16 protein-coding genes are annotated in these 16,183 nt (G+C 60.4%); 10 read left to right on the top strand and 6 right to left on the bottom strand.

The window, feature by feature from the left end; translation table 11 throughout:
• Positions 1-129: 129 nt before the first annotated feature.
• Complete coding sequence (locus APH27_RS21930) at positions 130-885, bottom strand: GntR family transcriptional regulator (RefSeq protein ID WP_027921253.1); 756 nt, start codon at positions 883-885, stop codon at positions 130-132.
• Between the two features lie 285 nt (positions 886-1,170).
• On the opposite strand from APH27_RS21930, the gene APH27_RS21935 reads away from it, so the two are divergent.
• Positions 1,171-2,520, top strand: coding sequence for an NCS2 family permease (locus APH27_RS21935; RefSeq protein WP_027921252.1), 1,350 nt, complete (start codon positions 1,171-1,173; stop codon positions 2,518-2,520).
• A 97-nt stretch (positions 2,521-2,617) separates the two neighbouring features.
• Here the strand turns inward: APH27_RS21935 and APH27_RS26190 are convergent, their stop codons facing one another.
• Complete coding sequence (locus tag APH27_RS26190) at positions 2,618-3,400, bottom strand: RHS repeat-associated core domain-containing protein (protein WP_082435239.1); 783 nt, start codon at positions 3,398-3,400, stop codon at positions 2,618-2,620.
• Between the two features lie 182 nt (positions 3,401-3,582).
• The gene (uraH, locus tag APH27_RS21945) at positions 3,583-3,936 is read right to left on the bottom strand and encodes a hydroxyisourate hydrolase (protein ID WP_016711727.1); all 354 of its coding nucleotides are present in this window, start codon (positions 3,934-3,936) and stop codon (positions 3,583-3,585) included.
• 377 nt (positions 3,937-4,313) lie between these two features.
• Here uraH and puuE point away from each other — a divergent pair, with 377 nt between their 5' ends.
• From puuE to APH27_RS21980, 7 genes are all read left to right on the top strand, one after another.
• On the top strand, positions 4,314-5,240 hold the full coding sequence (gene puuE, locus APH27_RS21950; RefSeq protein WP_060485904.1) for an allantoinase PuuE: 927 nt from the start codon (positions 4,314-4,316) through the stop codon (positions 5,238-5,240).
• A complete protein-coding gene (gene uraD / locus APH27_RS21955) occupies positions 5,240-5,755 on the top strand; it encodes a 2-oxo-4-hydroxy-4-carboxy-5-ureidoimidazoline decarboxylase (RefSeq protein ID WP_027921249.1) in 516 nt (171 codons plus the stop codon). The genes puuE and uraD overlap by 1 nt, the downstream gene beginning before the upstream one ends.
• 51 nt (positions 5,756-5,806) lie before the next feature.
• Complete coding sequence (locus APH27_RS21960; protein ID WP_027921248.1) at positions 5,807-6,310, top strand: ureidoglycolate lyase; 504 nt, start codon at positions 5,807-5,809, stop codon at positions 6,308-6,310.
• A 45-nt stretch (positions 6,311-6,355) separates the two neighbouring features.
• A complete protein-coding gene (locus APH27_RS21965) occupies positions 6,356-7,684 on the top strand; it encodes a urate hydroxylase PuuD (RefSeq protein WP_027921247.1) in 1,329 nt (442 codons plus the stop codon).
• A 215-nt stretch (positions 7,685-7,899) separates the two neighbouring features.
• Positions 7,900-9,255 carry a nucleobase:cation symporter-2 family protein gene (locus APH27_RS21970; protein ID WP_027921246.1) on the top strand — a complete coding sequence of 452 codons (1,356 nt, stop codon included), beginning with the start codon at positions 7,900-7,902 and terminating at the stop codon, positions 9,253-9,255.
• A gap of 144 nt (positions 9,256-9,399) precedes the next feature.
• Positions 9,400-10,185, top strand: a complete 786-nt coding sequence (locus tag APH27_RS21975) for an outer membrane protein OmpK (RefSeq protein ID WP_027921245.1) — start codon at positions 9,400-9,402, stop codon at positions 10,183-10,185.
• A gap of 354 nt (positions 10,186-10,539) precedes the next feature.
• Positions 10,540-11,322, top strand: a complete 783-nt coding sequence (locus tag APH27_RS21980; RefSeq protein WP_027921244.1) for an outer membrane protein OmpK — start codon at positions 10,540-10,542, stop codon at positions 11,320-11,322.
• A 66-nt stretch (positions 11,323-11,388) separates the two neighbouring features.
• On the opposite strand, the gene APH27_RS21985 is transcribed toward APH27_RS21980, so the two are convergent.
• On the bottom strand, positions 11,389-11,700 hold the full coding sequence (locus APH27_RS21985; protein WP_060485905.1) for a hypothetical protein: 312 nt from the start codon (positions 11,698-11,700) through the stop codon (positions 11,389-11,391).
• Between the two features lie 152 nt (positions 11,701-11,852).
• Between APH27_RS21985 and APH27_RS21990 the strand changes: the two genes are divergently transcribed.
• Complete coding sequence (locus tag APH27_RS21990) at positions 11,853-13,796, top strand: LTA synthase family protein (RefSeq protein ID WP_060485906.1); 1,944 nt, start codon at positions 11,853-11,855, stop codon at positions 13,794-13,796.
• 40 nt (positions 13,797-13,836) lie between these two features.
• Here the strand turns inward: APH27_RS21990 and APH27_RS21995 are convergent, their stop codons facing one another.
• Positions 13,837-14,751, bottom strand: a complete 915-nt coding sequence (locus tag APH27_RS21995; RefSeq protein ID WP_027921241.1) for a DUF808 domain-containing protein — start codon at positions 14,749-14,751, stop codon at positions 13,837-13,839.
• Positions 14,752-14,883: 132 nt separating this feature from the next.
• Between APH27_RS21995 and APH27_RS22000 the strand changes: the two genes are divergently transcribed.
• The gene (locus tag APH27_RS22000; RefSeq protein WP_027921240.1) at positions 14,884-15,495 is read left to right on the top strand and encodes a TetR/AcrR family transcriptional regulator; all 612 of its coding nucleotides are present in this window, start codon (positions 14,884-14,886) and stop codon (positions 15,493-15,495) included.
• A 122-nt stretch (positions 15,496-15,617) separates the two neighbouring features.
• Here the strand turns inward: APH27_RS22000 and APH27_RS22005 are convergent, their stop codons facing one another.
• Positions 15,618-16,058, bottom strand: coding sequence for a heme-binding protein (locus APH27_RS22005; RefSeq protein ID WP_008091653.1), 441 nt, complete (start codon positions 16,056-16,058; stop codon positions 15,618-15,620).
• Between the last annotated feature and the right edge of the window lie 125 nt (positions 16,059-16,183).

Raw genomic sequence — 16,183 nt, forward strand, 5'->3', positions numbered from 1 at the left:
CTACGCGATCCCTGTGGGAGCGGGTTCACCCGCGAAGAAGACGACGCGGTGGATGGCACCGGCGAAGCCGGTGTTCGCGACTAAAGTCGCTCCCACAGGGAATGCGAGCCCATGAATCCAGGCAAACGATCAACCCTTGGCGGAAGCCTTGGGCTTTTTCAGCAAGTGCGAGAACACGGCGTGCAGGTCGTCCGAGGCACTCTCGTCGTCCAGGTTCAGCTTGCTGTCGATGTGGTCCATGTGGTGCATCATCAGGCTCACGGCCTGCTCCGCATCGCGCGCCTCGATGGCATCGATCAACTGCATGTGCTCGTCATAGGAGCAATGCGAACGGGTGCCGCTCTCGTACTGGGCGATGATCAGCGAAGTCTGCGATACCAGGCTGCGCTGGAAGCTGACCAGCGGTGCGTTGCCTGCGGCTTCAGCGAGCTTCAGGTGGAACTCGCCGGAAAGGCGGATACCGGCGCCGCGGTCGCCACGGGAGAAGCTGTCGCGCTCCTCGCGCACCATCTGACGCAGTTCGTTGAGCTGCTCCAGGGAGGCGTGCTGCACGGCCAGCTCGGTGATGGCCCGTTCGACCATGCGCCGCGAAAAGAACACCTGCCGCGCCTCTTCCACCGTCGGGCTGGCCACCACGGCACCGCGGTTAGGCCGCAGCAGCACCACGCTTTCGTGGGCCAGCCGCGACAGGGCGCGGCGGATGATGGTGCGGCTGACGCCAAAGATCTCGCCCAGCGCTTCCTCGCTCAACTTGGTGCCCGGCGCCAATCGCTGCTCGAGGATCGCCTCGAAAATATGCGCGTAGACGATGTCGTCCTGGGTACCACTGCGGCCGGCCTTGCCAGTGCGCGCAGGTTTTTTCAGAGGTTGCAGCTGTTCGTTCATGGGCTCTCGAGGCACGAAGAGAAAGTATGGCGCCATTGTACACAGGCTGAGGCGATTCCGCAGGGGGCGTTTTACCTATATAGCCGTTGTACGACGCATTGCGCACACAAAAGATAAAACATTATTTGCATTCTTTGTACACAAAAGCATAATCCACCCAGCAACTTCTTGACTCGTGAGTCAACAAAGCGCGTCAGACGTCTGCCTTCCCTCGTGGAGCCACCAAGTGCATTGCTCAGGACCCTGGCTCCAACAACAACAAGAAAGACTTGAGGAGTACTCGCTGTGGAAAGCCGCAAATCCGAAGCACCTACGCTGGATCTCGCGCCGCCGCTCGAAACGAGTTGGCTGGAGCGGATTTTCAAACTCAAGCAACACGGCAGCACTGTCAGAACCGAACTGATCGCCGGGGTGACCACCTTCATCACCATGGCTTACATCATCTTCGTCAACCCAAACATCATGGCCGACGCCGGCATCGACCATGGTGCCGCTTTCGTCGCCACCTGCATTGCCGCCGCGCTGGGCTGCCTGCTGATGGGCCTGTATGCCAACTGGCCGGTGGGCCTGGCGCCGGGCATGGGGCTGAATGCCTTCTTTACCTACACCGTGGTCGGCACCATGGGCTACAACTGGGAAACGGCGCTGGGGGCGGTGTTCGTCTCGGGCGTGCTGTTCATGTTCCTGACATTATCGAAAGTGCGCGAATGGCTGCTGAACAGCATCCCGGTGAGCCTGCGCCATGCCATGGGGGCCGGCGTCGGATTGTTTCTCGGGCTGATCGGCCTGAAGACAGCAGGCATCATCGTCGACAGCCCCGCCACCCTGATCAAGCTGGGTTCGCTGCATGAGCCGGGGCCGCTGCTGGCGGCGGTGTGCTTCCTGCTGATCGCCATCCTCAGCTACAAGCGGGTGTTCGGCGCAATCCTGATCAGCATCATTGGCGTCACCCTTGCGGGCTGGGGCCTGGGGCTGGTGAAGTTCGGCGGGGTGATGTCGATGCCGCCAAGCCTGGCACCGACCTGGATGGCAATGGACGTGGCCGGCGTATTCAATGTCAGCATGATCAGCGTGGTGCTGGCGTTCCTGTTCGTGCACATGTTCGACACCGCAGGCACGCTGATGGGCGTGGCGCAGCGGGCCAACCTGGTGGCGCCGGATGGGCGCATCGAGAACCTGTCGAAGGCGTTGAAGGCTGACAGTGCTTCTAGCGTGTTCGGTGCAGTTGTTGGCGTGCCACCAGTGACCAGCTATGTGGAAAGTGCCGCGGGTGTCGCAGCTGGCGGACGCACGGGCCTGACGGCCGTGGTAGTCGGCATTCTGTTCATCGCCGCGATGTTTTTCGCGCCATTGGCTGGAATGATCCCGGCTTACGCAACTGCCGGTGCCCTGATCTATGTGGCGATGCTGATGATGGGCAGCATGGCGCACATTCATTGGGACGAAGCCACCGACAGCATTCCGGCGATCGTCACAGTGATCATGATGCCGCTGACATTCTCGGTCGCTGACGGTATTGCCTTGGGCTTTATCAGCTATGTGGCGCTGAAGGCGGGTACCGGTAAGTACAAGGAAATCTCGGCCAGCCTGTGGGTACTGTGCGCGATCTTCATTGCTAAATTTGTCTTCCTATAACCCCTCGCAACAACAAAGGGCGCCTCGCGCCCTTTGTAAATACCGCTGACTTCGCAGGCAAAATGCGTAAAACGAACAATGCGCTACCAACTGCCTCTCAGGGCGAATCGTATAAGCCAATACGTATGAGCGCTACTTCAACTCCGAGTCCCTTCGCGTATTCCTGTACGGGGTACAGATCCTCGAATCTGGGCTGAAAGTGACCAGAGTAGTGATTGAGCGAAATTTGACCATTGTCACCGATGACAATATACCCTGCGCTGATCGCTTTCTCACCCAGCCCCTTCGTACCAAATCCCTGCCCCGAGTATTCAGCGAGACTACCGTGACTAGGCATCGTCGCGTCATCCTTGCTGCTGAACACGACAAGCCTTTTTTCATTCGTGAATACAAATTTATGGTTTAACCCTGGTTCCAGTTGCTCGAAGCCGTTTCTACTGCTGATGACACGGTATAAAGTCTTGCTTTTTTTTACATGCTGTCTCGCGTAGCTCATCTCTTCACGCATATTCCAGTATTGATTGTTCGTAGGCCCTCCATCCTGGGTAAGCGATTTGAAACGACTGGCTGCCTGAGTAGCAAAACGACCAAAAACTTGAACTGCACTCTTTAAAAAAGGGACCTTGCCACTGGGATCCCGCCCGTTGACAGGGTCATTCAGGCAGTAGGCATAAGCGTTGATACCGCCTTTGAGAAACGGGCTCAACGCATCTGGGCTGATGAATCGCATCAAACGGGGGTTGTATACCCGGTGCCCATTTCCGAGTGCATAACATCCCAGTGCAGCATGAAAAAACTCACCATTGAAGCCTACTACCCCGCTAGGTGCCGTAGCGGTGCTTCGAACGCCATGGGGCGAATACACATTTCTGGTGCTCATCTGATAAGGCCTCAAAGTGCCACAGGAAACCCGATCATGCAGAATGAGCCCACGGGCGACTACTGACAAAAATGTCAGTCGCGCTGATGACTCCACCTGCAAGCGAATAAACACCAGACGAAAAAAAGCCCGCCAGTGTGAGAGCGGGCCAAAGGACCTACGAAGATTCTTCTAGCGACCAACTAGCTTCCACGATAGGTCGAATAGCTGTACGGCGAGATCAGCAGCGGCACGTGGTAGTGCTCCTGCTGCTCGTCGATGCCAAAGCGCAGCACAACAACATCCAGAAACGCCTGGGCCGGCAGTTGCACGCCGCGGGCGCGGTAGTAGTCGCCAGCGCTGAACTGCAACTGGTAAACGCCACTGCGGTAGTCGTCACCCTGCAGCAGCGGCGCGTCGACGCGGCCATCGCTGTTGGTCAGGGCGGTGTTCACCAGCTCCAGCTGCTGGCCTTCGACGCGGTACAGCTCGACCTTGATCGAGCTGCCTGGGCAGCCATGCGCGGCATCCAGTACGTGTGTGGTCAAACGTCCCATCTGCTTGTCGCCTCTTGTTCAATCTATGGGCAAAAAATACACAGCCAACGCCCCGGCATGGGGCCTGCGATGTGCGGGAATGACGCCATTAAGACATTTCATCGCCAGATTGTACACAATTTTTTAATCCCTTCCGTCGTAGCCCCGATAAACCGGCCATCAGTCGCAAATACAGGCGCTGTGCAAAGCCTGACGTCATTAACTGACCAATCAGGCAGGTTTCTTGCACTGCATTCTCATGCGACAAAAGGGAAGAAATGCGGAAAAACAGGCTTACAAAAGATTTCAGAAGTTGTATACAATCAGCCCATCCGGTGGTGCGACATCCCGACGCGGCCCGCCCACCCCCGCACAAACGCACAAGAAGGAAGACTGCAGTGAGCGCTGACTACCCTCGCGACCTGATCGGTTACGGCAACAACCCTCCTCACCCGCAATGGCCGGGCAACGCTCGCATCGCGCTGTCTTTCGTCCTCAACTACGAGGAAGGCGGCGAACGCAACATCCTGCACGGTGACAAAGAGTCCGAAGCCTTCCTGTCCGAAATGGTAGCCGCCCAGCCGCTGCAGGGTGCGCGCAACATGAGCATGGAATCGCTGTACGAATACGGCAGCCGTGCCGGTGTGTGGCGCCTGCTCAAGCTGTTCAAGGACAGCGGCGTCCCCCTGACCATCTTCGCCGTGGCCATGGCCGCCCAGCGCCACCCCGACGTGATCCGCGCCATGGCCGAAGCCGGCCACGAGATCTGCAGCCACGGCTACCGCTGGATCGACTACCAGAACATGGACGAGGCCCAGGAGCGCGAGCACATGCTCGAAGCCATCCGCATCCTCACCGAACTCACCGGCGAACGCCCGCTGGGCTGGTACACCGGCCGCACCGGCCCGAACACCCGCCGCCTGGTCATGGAGGAAGGTGGCTTCCTGTATGACAGCGACACCTACGACGACGACCTGCCCTACTGGGAGCCGAACAACCCGACCGGCAAGCCGCACCTGGTGATCCCTTACACCCTGGACACCAACGACATGCGTTTCACCCAGGTACAGGGCTTCAACTGCGGCGAGCAGTTCTTCCAGTACCTGAAAGACGCCTTCGACGTGCTGTACGCCGAAGGTGCCGAAGCACCGAAGATGCTTTCTATCGGCCTGCACTGCCGCCTGGTCGGCCGCCCGGCGCGCCTGGCTGCGCTGAAGCGCTTCGTCGATTACGCCAAGAGCCACGACCAGGTCTGGTTCGCCCGTCGCGTGGACATCGCCCGCCACTGGCACGCCACCCACCCGTACAAGAAAGAGAACGCCTGATGACCGCCTTCAAGACCCTCAAGCCCTCCACCCTGGACCGTGACGCCTTCGTCAAGGTTTTCGCCGACATCTACGAGCACTCGCCGTGGGTCGCCGAAAAAGCCTACGACCTGGGCCAGCTGGGTGAACTGGACGAGATCGAGGCGCTGCACCAGCGCATGAGCGACATCCTGCTCAGCGCCAACCCTGCCTCCCAACTGGCGCTGATCAACGCTCACCCGGACTTGGCCGGCAAAGCCGCCATCCAGGGCGAGCTGACCGAATCGAGCACCAACGAACAGGCCGGCGCCGGTATCCACCAGTGCACCGCCGAAGAGTTCGCCCGCTTCACCGAGCTGAACGACGCCTACAAGGCCAAGTTCCAGTTCCCGTTCATCATGGCGGTGAAGGGCAGCAACCGGCACCAGATCCTCGCTTCCTTTGAAAAGCGCATCCACAACGACGCCGATACCGAGTTCAAGGAAGCCCTGGCGCAGATCAACCTGATCGCCCTGTTCCGCCTGCTGCAACTGTAAGCGACAGCCGAACCCTATTTTAGAAAAACGAACAATAGAAGAGATAACCGCATGCGCACCCTGATGATCGAGCCCCTGACCAAAGAAGCCTTCGCCCCCTTCGGAGACGTGATCGAAACCGACGGCAGCGACCACTTCATGATCAACAACGGCTCGACCATGCGCTTTCACAAGCTCGCCACGGTCGAGACCGCCGAGCCTGAAGACAAGGCGATCATCAGCATCTTCCGCGCCGACGCGCAGGACATGCCGTTGACCGTGCGCATGCTGGAACGCCATCCGCTGGGCAGCCAGGCTTTCATTCCGCTGCTCGGCAACCCCTTTCTGATCGTGGTCGCGCCGGTTGGCGATGCACCTGTATCAGGCTTGGTCCGTGCCTTCCGCAGTAATGGCAGGCAGGGCGTTAATTACCATCGCGGCGTGTGGCACCACCCGGTGCTGACGATCGAAAAGCGGGATGATTTCCTGGTGGTTGATCGCAGTGGTTCTGGCAACAACTGCGATGAGCATTACTTCACCGAGGAACAGATGCTGATCCTCAATCCCCACCAATAAGAAAAGGTCAGTCATCCTTCTCGGTGACTGGCAGAGGTACATACTGTGGAAGCACACCTTCACGAATGGCTGAACCTGAGCATTCGCTGGGTTCACATGATCACCGGTGTCGCCTGGATCGGTGCATCGTTCTACTTCGTCTGGCTGGAGAACCACCTGAACCGAAGCAACCCGCGCGATGGGTTGTCGGGTGATCTCTGGGCGATTCACGGCGGTGGTATCTACCACCTGGAGAAATACAAGCTCGCACCCCCGAAAATGCCCGAGAACCTGCACTGGTTCAAATGGGAAGCCTACTTCACCTGGATGTCCGGTATCGCCCTGCTGTGCGTGGTGTTCTACTGGAACCCGAGCCTGTACCTGCTGGCACCCGGCAGCACCCTGAGCGGTGCCGAAGGCGTGGCCATCGGTATCGGTTCGCTGGTTGCCGGCTGGTTCATCTACGACTTCCTGTGCGACTCGCCGCTGGGCAAGCACCCTGCCCTGCTCGGCGCCGTGCTGTTCGTCCTGATCATCGCTGCCTGCTTCGGCTTCAGCCTGGTGTTCAGCGGCCGTGGTGCGTACCTGCACACCGGCGCGATCATCGGCACCATCATGGTCGGTAACGTGTTCCGCATCATCATGCCGGCCCAGCGCCAGCTGGTGGCGGCGATCGAGAACAACCAGACTCCGGACCCGGTACTGCCGGCCAAGGGCCTGCTGCGCTCGCGTCACAACAACTACTTCACCCTGCCGGTGCTGTTCATCATGATCAGCAACCACTTCCCGAGCACCTACGGTAGCCAGTACAACTGGCTGATCCTGGCGGGTATCGCAGTAGCCGCGGTTCTGATCCGCCACTACTTCAACACCCGCCACGACAGCAACAAGTACGCCTGGACCCTGCCGGTCGGCGCCCTGGCGATGATCTGCCTGGCCTATGTCACAGGTCCAAAGCCGATGGCAGTCAGCCCTGAGCAGGCCGCGGCGAAGGTTGAGTACCAGCCGCTGCCGGCCACCGCCGTAGGTGGCAAGACCGCTGCCGAGCTGCGAGCCGAGGAAGCCGCCAAGGCCGCCGAAGCGCCAGCCGCACCAGCCGAAGCTCCGGCCCAGGCGACCGCACAGGCTGCCGGTGGCGACTTCGACAAGATCCACAAAGTCATCCAGGAACGCTGCAGCGTGTGCCACTCGTCGAAACCGACCAGCCCACTGTTCAGCGCAGCACCTGCCGGCGTGATGTTCGACACCCCGCAGCAGATCCAGGCCCAGGCCGCGCGCATTCAAGCGCAAGCGGTCGCCAGCCAGATCATGCCACTGGGCAACATCACCCAGATGACCGCCGAAGAGCGCAAGCTCGTCGGTGACTGGATCGCCAAAGGCGCTCAGGTCAACTGATCCACCCTCTCCTGCCTGGGCGTCCGCGCGCCCTGGCGGGGGCGGCCTTGCGCCGCGAAGAGGCCGGTACCCCCGGCCTCGCCCTTTACAGATTCATGCAACAAGCAAGCATCGAGCGTTCGACTGCATGCGGGAACCCCAGGCTGCCTCCAACGGGCCTGCCGTATGCGACGGGCGCTTGGATCCGAGAATAAAAACAAAACTCGAGGTGCTGCATGTCCGAGTCACGCAAGGCGTACATTCCAGTTGCGCCGCCGCGACAGCCTCTGCCCCTGTTCCAACTGATCCTGGTAGGCCTGCAACACGTACTGCTGATGTACGGGGGTGCGATTGCCGTCCCTCTGATCATCGGCCAGGCCGCGGGTTTGTCCCGTGAAGAAGTCGCTTTCCTGATCAACGCCGACCTGCTGGTCGCCGGTGTCGCCACCATCATCCAGTCGTTCGGTATCGGCCCGGTCGGGATCCGCATGCCAGTGATGATGGGTGCCAGCTTCGCTGCCGTCGGCAGCATGGTGGCCATGGCCGGCATGCCGGGCGTAGGCCTGCAGGGGATCTTCGGCGCAACCATCGCTGCCGGGTTCTTCGGTATGCTGATCGCGCCGTTCATGTCCAAGGTCGTACGTTTCTTCCCTCCACTGGTCACCGGCACGGTGATCACCTCGATTGGCCTGTCGCTGTTCCCGGTGGCAGTCAACTGGGCCGGTGGCGGCCAGGACGCAACGACTTTCGGTTCGCCGATCTACCTGATGGTGGCTGGCCTGGTGCTGGCAGTCATCCTGTTGATCAACCGCTTCATGCGCGGCTTCTGGGTCAACGTTTCGGTCCTGGTGGGCATGGGCCTGGGCTACATCCTGGCCGGCTCCATCGGCATGGTCGACCTGACGGGCCTGAGCGACACACCGTGGCTGCAAGTGGTCACCCCACTGCACTTCGGCATGCCGACCTTCAGCCTGGCGCCGATCCTGTCGATGTGCCTGGTGGTGGTGATCATCTTCGTCGAGTCCACGGGCATGTTCCTCGCCCTGGGCAAGGTGACAGACCGTGAAGTGACACCAGGAATGCTGCGTCGCGGCCTGTTGTGCGATGCCGGTGCGTCGTTCATCGCCGGTTTCTTCAACACCTTCACCCACTCCTCGTTCGCCCAGAACATCGGCCTGGTGCAGATGACTGGCGTGCGTTGCCGTTACGTCACGGTAACGGCGGGTGCACTGCTGATCGTGCTCAGCCTGCTGCCAAAGGCGGCCTTCCTGATCGCCTCGATCCCGCCCGCAGTACTGGGCGGCGCGTCCATTGCCATGTTCGGCATGGTCACCGCCACCGGAATCAAGATCCTCCAGGAAGCCGACATTGGCGACCGCCGCAACCAGTTGCTGGTGGCGGTGAGCGTCGGCTTTGGCCTGATCCCTGTGGTCAAGCCGGAGTTCTTCGCGCAGATGCCGCAGTGGATGGAGCCCATCACCCACAGCGGGATCGCCATGGCCACGGTCAGTGCCCTGGTGCTCAACGTGCTGTTCAACATCCTCGGTGGTGCCGAGCGCGCCGTGCATAACGACGCCTGCCACCAGCATTGAGCCCCAGGCGGGGCGGCGCAGTTTGCCGCCCCTGCTCATATTCCGCAGTAACCGCTTTACCGTCGACCCGCCGGAATGGGCCGCTCGGGGCGCCTGCGCGCCGAAAAAACCGCCAACAAAAACAATAAGTCCGGGAATCACAACATGAAGCGCATCACCTCGTCCCTGCTGCTGGGCAGCAGCCTGCTGGCCACCCTCCCCGCCCATGCAGGCGATTGGCTGCTGTGGCATGGCGAAAGCCTGACCTACTTGTACGGCAAGGATTTCAAGGTCAACCCCGACATCCAGCAGACCATCACCTTCGAGCACGCCAACAAATGGAAGTACGGCGACACCTTCCTGTTCGTCGACAAGATCTTCTACAACGGCAAGCCCGACCCCGGCAAAGGGGTGACCACCTACTACGGTGAATTCAGCCCGCGCCTGTCGTTCGGCAAGATCTTCGACCAGAAGCTGGCCTTCGGCCCGGTCAAGGACGTGCTGCTGGCGATGACCTACGAACGTGGCGAAGGCGACAACGAGGCCTACCTGATCGGCCCCGGCTTCGACCTGGACATTCCCGGCTTCAACTACTTCACCCTCAACTTCTACATGCGCCAGACCGAAGGCGGCCGCCCCGGTGACGACGTCTGGCAGATCACCCCCGGCTGGTCCTACACCATCCCTGTGGGCAAATCCGACATTCTGATCGACGGTTACATGGACTGGGTCCCGGACAACGACCAGAACAGCCGTGGCACCTACCACGCCAACCTGCACTTCAACCCACAGGTCAAGTACGACCTGGGCAAGGCCCTGAACCTCGGTGCCAAGCAGCTCTATGTCGGCTTCGAATACAGCTACTGGAAAGACAAGTACGGCATCGACAGCCGCGGCAACCTGGAGAGCAATCAGAGTGTCGCCAGCGCGCTGATCAAGGTACATTTCTGAAAACCTGATCAAACGCCCAGGTTTGAATCACTGTGCTCCAGGACGGAGCACTTGAGGCGCGGCGCGCAAGCCAGTAATCTGCGCGCCCCCTCGATCAGGGCAGGAAGGATTCTGCCTGCGTTTACTGACCGCTCAGTCAATGAATTCGGGCGGTTGGCCAACGTGTTGCCAGCCTGAAACACCCATTTTCATCCGTTCAGAACGAGTCGAGCAGGAAGGTAGCAGCTAACCCCGAAAAGTTGGCGCAGCTCTTGCCAAACAACTGTGGCCAATCGAAAAAAGCTGACTCAAAAGACAACAAAAGCGCCTGTACCGAGCGCTGACAACAGATCAATCAAGGGAGCGACACTCGCAATGCGTACCATCAATAGCCTGATTCTCGCGGGCGGCCTGCTGGCCTGCGGCACCACGTTCGCTGGCGACCTGCTGCAGTGGCAGAACAACAGCCTGACCTACCTGTGGGGCAAGAACTTCAAGGTCAACCCGGCGATCCAGCAGACGGTCACCTTCGAGCACGCCGATGGCTGGAAGTACGGCGACAACTTCATCTTCGTCGACAAAATCTTCTACCAGGGCCAGAAGGACGCCGGCAACGGCCCGAACACCTACTACGGCGAGATCAGCCCGCGCCTGTCGTTCAACAAGATCTTCGACCAGAAAGTCGAGTTCGGCCCGGTCAAGGACGTGCTGCTGGCCATGACCTACGAGTTTGGCGAGGGTGACACCGAGTCGTACCTGATCGGCCCAGGCTTCGACCTGAACATCCCGGGCTTCGACTACTTCCAGTTGAACTTCTATAACCGCACCACCGACGGCAGCCGCGCCGGCGACAACGTCTGGCAGATCACCCCGGTCTGGTCCTACACCATCCCGGTCGGCGACTCCGACGTGCTGATCGACGGCTTCATGGATTGGGTGGTCGACAACGACGAGAACCGTCACGGCACCTACCACGCCAACCTGCACTTCAACCCGCAGATCAAATACGACCTGGGCAAGGCGCTGCACCTGGGCGAAAAGCAGTTGTATGTGGGTGTCGAGTACGACTACTGGAAGAACAAGTACGGCATCAAGGACAGCGATGCCTTCACCACCGACCAGAACACCATGAGTTTCCTGGTGAAAGTGCACTTCTGATCGGCTGAAACGTGACAGCGCCGTTATATGACGGCGCCGTCATCGACATGACTTGTAAGTTTAAACTTACAGCTTTTTAAGATTTAACTTACCCACCATGAAAGCTGCCTTAAAAGTCAAGTACACACTCACCGGCACCAACATGCCAAACACCAGCAATATCAACTCCACTTCGTGGTGCGGAATGACTCGAAAAATATCCAGCACCAGCACGACCGCATTGATTGTCAATGCCAGGCCGAACATCGCACAGCATTTGTAAAGGGCCTGAGCGTCGGTGCCGCGCAGCAGGAAGCCAAAGCCCAAAGCCCCCCACGCCAACGCCGTCAAGAGGTACAGCGCGAGGTGGTAGGCGTCGTAAGTCAGTACACCGAACATGTGAAATTCCCCTCCCGATAGAATCTGAAAAAGCACATTACGACTATAAAGCCACCTCAATCGCGCGCAGCGCGAAATTTTGACATTTTTTTTGCATCATTCGACTAGACTCGTGGCCCTCGCACAACCAATAAAGAAAACAGGCCAACTTGATGCGCACTCCCCTCGCCGCGCCATGGCGCTATCTGCTGCTACTCTGCTCAACCTGGTTCGGCATCTTCCTGCTGACACGCTTCATATTGCTGGTGACGCATCTCTACGAGGTCAGCGGCAATTACTTCTCGATCTTCTTCGACGGTGCCCTCTACGACCTGAGCTTCCTTATCTACATGGCCCTGCCACTGGGTGTGTACCTGGTGCTGTGCCCGAGCAGATTGTGGCGCTCACGTGCTCACCGCTGGCTGCTCAGTGGCTTGCTCGCGGTCAGCCTGTTCGTGATGCTGTTCGTCGCCGTGGCCGAGTGGCTGTTCTGGGACGAATTCGGCGTACGCTTCAACTTCATCGCCGTCGACTACCTGGTCTATTCCAAGGAAGTGCTGGATAACATCCGCGAGTCCTACCCGCTGCCGGCGCTGCTCAGCGGCATCGCGGTGGCCGCGATCCTGCTCGCACTGGTGCTGCGCAAGCCACTGGCCCAGGCCCTCAGCGGCCCTGTCGCCACCCTGCGCCAGCGCCTGTCCGGGCTGGCCTTGCTGGCGGTGCTGGTCGGCCTGAACATCCTGGTGATCGATCAGCAGTTCCCACGCGGCCAGGGCGGCAACGCCTACCAGCGCGAACTGGCCAGCAACGGCCCGTACCAGTTCTTTGCCGCCTTTCGCAACAACGAACTGGACTATACCCAGTTCTACGCCAGCCTCGGTGCCGGCGAAGTCGGCGCGCAGATGCACCAGGAACTGGCCGAACCCAATGCCCGCTTCCAGGGCCAGGAACCCCAGGACATCCGCCGCCACATCAGCGCCAGCGGTGAGCAGCGCACACCGAACATCATCCTGGTGACCATCGAGAGCTTCAGCGCCAAGTACATGGGCAGCAACGGCGATTCGCGCAACCTCACGCCGAACCTCGACGCCCTGCGCCGCGAAAGCCTGTACTTCAACAATTTCTACGCCACCGGTACCCGCACCGACCGCGGCCTGGAAGCCATCACCCTGTCGATCCCGCCCACCCCGGGCCGCTCCATCGTCAAGCGCATCGGCCGCGAAAGCGGCTACGCCAGCCTTGGCCAGCAACTCACCGCCAAAGGCTACGACGCTGTGTTCGTCTACGGCGGGCGCGGTTACTTCGACAACATGAATGCCTTCTTCAGCGGCAACGGTTACCGCATCGTCGACCAGAGCAGCGTCGATGAAAGCGAAATCAGCTTCAAGAACGCCTGGGGCATGGCCGACGAGGACCTGTACCGGCAGACCCTCAAGCTGGCCGATGCCAATTACGCCCAGCAAAAGCCGTTCTTCCTGCAGCTGATGACCACCTCGAACCACCGCCCCTACACCTACCCGGACGGCCGCATCGACATCCCGTCAGGCGACGGCCGCGAAGGCGCGGTGAAGTACACCGACCATGCCATCGCGCAGTTCCTCAAGGACGCCAAGGGCAAGCCGTGGTTCGACAACACCCTGTTCGTCTTCGTCGCTGACCACACAGCCGGTAGCGCCGGGGTCGAAGACCTGCCAGTGAACAACTACCAGATCCCGCTGTGGATCTACGCACCGAAAATGATCGAGCCCCGCGAAGACGCCAAGCTGGCCAGCCAGATCGACCTGGCGCCGACCCTGCTGGGTCTGCTCAACTTCGACTACACCTCGACCTTCTTCGGCCGCGACCTGCTCAAGGAAGACGACCTGCCGCCACGCGTGGTGATCGGCAACTACCAGCACCTGGGGCTGTTCGACGGCAACAACCTGGCCATCCTCAGCCCGCGGGGCGGCATGCGTGTGCATGAGGATGCCCTGGGCAAGAGCCACGAAACCACGGTGACCAGCGACAACCCGCTGATCCGCCGGGCAATCGCCTACTACCAGAGCGCCGCCTACGGCTTCAGCCAGGGCTTGCTGGCCTGGAAGCCAGAGCAGCAGAGCGTCACGACCGAAAACTGATCACGATGGATGGCACCGGCTCCGCCGGTGCCATACCGCCTCAGCTGGCCGGGCGAACCATGCGCCACAGTTTCCCCGCAACCGCCACCACCGCCAGCACCACGGCTCCGGCCAGCACACCGGCCACGCCATTGAGCAGGCCGCTGGTCAGCGCCCCTCCGCGCCCTTCGCTGAACGCCTCGACTGCATGATGCAGAGGCGCTACCCCGTGTACCAGGATCCCGCCACCGACCAGGAACATCGCTGCAGTGCCGATCACCGACAGGCTCTTCATCATGTAGGGCGCAGCACGCAGGATGCCGTTGCCGACCGCACGGGCCAGGCTTGAAGACTTCTGGGTCATCCACAGCCCCAGGTCGTCGAGTTTGACGATACCGCCCACCAGCCCATACACACCGATGGTCATGACCACCGCAATGCCCGACAGCACGATGATCTGCTGCGTCAGCGGCGAGTCGGCGACAATGCCCAGGGTAATGGCGATGATTTCAGCGGACAGGATGAAGTCGGTACGCACCGCGCCCTTGATCTTGGCTTTCTCGAACGCCACCAGGTCGACATTGGCATCGGCCACCGCTTCCTTGCGCGCCTCGTGCTGGCGTTCGTCCTCTTCCTTGCTATGCAGGAACTTGTGCGCCAGCTTCTCGAAGCCTTCGAAGCACAGGTAGGCGCCACCGAGCATCAGCAGCGGCGTCACTGCCCAGGGGATGAATGCGCTGATCAACAGCGCCGCTGGCACCAGGATCGCCTTGTTCACCAGCGAGCCCTTGGCCACCGCCCACACCACCGGGATCTCGCGCTCGGCGCGCACACCGGTGACCTGCTGCGCATTCAGTGCCAGGTCGTCGCCAAGCACGCCGGCGGTCTTCTTTGCCGCGACCTTGGTCATCACCGAAACATCGTCGAGCACCGTGGCGATGTCGTCGATCAGTACCAATAGACTGCTTCCTGCCATGTTTGCGGGTATCCAAATGAGTGAATGTGGCGGAGTCTAGCCCAAAGGCGCTGCCTTGAGCGCCCGTCGGGCGCGGTGCTACCATGCCCGATCCCTCTTTGAGGTGGCCAGACACGAGGAAGATCCCTGACCATGAGCACCATTCGCGAGCGCAACAAGGAGCTGATCCTGCGCGCAGCCAGTGAAGAATTCGCCGACAAGGGCTTCGCCGCCACCAAGACCAGCGACATCGCCGCCAAGGCCGGCCTGCCCAAGCCGAACGTGTATTACTACTTCAAATCCAAGGACAACCTCTACCGTGAGGTCCTGGAAAGCATCATCGCGCCGATCATGCAGGCTTCGACGCCGTTCAATGCCGACGGTGACCCGAAAGAAGTGTTGAGTTCGTACATCCGCTCGAAAATCCGCATCTCGCGTGACCTGCCGCATGCCTCGAAGGTGTTCGCCAGCGAAATCATGCATGGCGCACCGCACCTGTCGCCAAGCCAGGTGGAGCAGTTGAACGAGCAGGCCCGGCACAACATCGAGTGCATCCAGCGCTGGATCGACCGCGGGCAGATCGCCCATGTCGATGCCCACCACCTGATGTTCAGCATCTGGGCAGCGACCCAGACCTATGCCGATTTCGACTGGCAGATCTCGGCAGTGACCGGCAAGGCCAAGCTGGCCGACAGCGACTACGATGCTGCGGCCGACACCATCATCCGCATGGTGCTGAAAGGCTGCGAGCCCGAGGCGGCCTGACAATCAGCGGAGGCTTCTTCGCGGGTGAACCCGCTCCCACAGGACCACCACAGGCCTGAAGCTTGTGGAATCCCTGTGGGAGCGGGTTTACCCGCGAATAGGCCGGAACAGGCTACATCGGTTTAGGCCGCTACACCCGCATCCGCCTTCAACCCCACCTCTTCGATCGCACTGATCGCGCACTGTTCGTCGATATCCGACGTATCGCCGCTGATCCCTACCGCACCCAGCACCTTGCCGTCCTGATCACGAATCAGCACACCACCCGGCGCCGGCACCACCGGCCGTTCGCCCAGCCCGTTCAACGCCGCGAAAAACGCTGGCCGCTGCTGCGCATCGAGCGCCAGCAAACGCGAGCCCTTGCCCAGGGCAATCGCCCCCCAGGCCTTGCCGGTAGCCACTTCCGGGCGAATCAGGCTGGCACCGTCCTCGCGCTGCAAGGCCAGCAGGTGCCCACCGGCATCAAGCACGGCCACGGTCAGTGGCGCTGCATTGATCTTGCGGCCCGCCGCCAGCGCGGCGTTCACCAGGCTAACAGCGACTTTCAGGTTCAAAGCGTTCATGGAAAGGTCCTCTTCTTGTTGTGAGAAGCCCTGAGGGCAGGTGAAAAACCGATAAGCCAATAGAACACAACTGAATGTATTTTTGTATACAATAAATTGAAACGATCGTATGCGAGACTGCAAAC

This window comes from Pseudomonas sp. NBRC 111123, from assembly GCF_001320205.1.
Lineage (GTDB): Bacteria > Pseudomonadota > Gammaproteobacteria > Pseudomonadales > Pseudomonadaceae > Aquipseudomonas > Aquipseudomonas putida_J.

Excerpts from the sequence above, each read along its gene's own strand:
- APH27_RS21930 (WP_027921253.1), bottom strand. The coding sequence starts at position 885 with ATGAACGAACAGCTGCAACCTCTGAAAAAACCTGCGCGCACTGGCAAG.
- uraH (WP_016711727.1), bottom strand. The coding sequence starts at position 3,936 with ATGGGACGTTTGACCACACACGTACTGGATGCCGCGCATGGCTGCCCA.
- APH27_RS21975 (WP_027921245.1), top strand. The coding sequence starts at position 9,400 with ATGAAGCGCATCACCTCGTCCCTGCTGCTGGGCAGCAGCCTGCTGGCC.
- APH27_RS21970 (WP_027921246.1), top strand. The coding sequence starts at position 7,900 with ATGTCCGAGTCACGCAAGGCGTACATTCCAGTTGCGCCGCCGCGACAG.
- APH27_RS21980 (WP_027921244.1), top strand. The coding sequence starts at position 10,540 with ATGCGTACCATCAATAGCCTGATTCTCGCGGGCGGCCTGCTGGCCTGC.
- APH27_RS21960 (WP_027921248.1), top strand. The coding sequence starts at position 5,807 with ATGCGCACCCTGATGATCGAGCCCCTGACCAAAGAAGCCTTCGCCCCC.
- APH27_RS21995 (WP_027921241.1), bottom strand. The coding sequence starts at position 14,751 with ATGGCAGGAAGCAGTCTATTGGTACTGATCGACGACATCGCCACGGTG.
- uraD (WP_027921249.1), top strand. The coding sequence starts at position 5,240 with ATGACCGCCTTCAAGACCCTCAAGCCCTCCACCCTGGACCGTGACGCC.
- APH27_RS26190 (WP_082435239.1), bottom strand. The coding sequence starts at position 3,400 with ATGAGCACCAGAAATGTGTATTCGCCCCATGGCGTTCGAAGCACCGCT.
- APH27_RS21985 (WP_060485905.1), bottom strand. The coding sequence starts at position 11,700 with ATGTTCGGTGTACTGACTTACGACGCCTACCACCTCGCGCTGTACCTC.
- APH27_RS22005 (WP_008091653.1), bottom strand. The coding sequence starts at position 16,058 with ATGAACGCTTTGAACCTGAAAGTCGCTGTTAGCCTGGTGAACGCCGCG.
- APH27_RS21990 (WP_060485906.1), top strand. The coding sequence starts at position 11,853 with ATGCGCACTCCCCTCGCCGCGCCATGGCGCTATCTGCTGCTACTCTGC.
- APH27_RS22000 (WP_027921240.1), top strand. The coding sequence starts at position 14,884 with ATGAGCACCATTCGCGAGCGCAACAAGGAGCTGATCCTGCGCGCAGCC.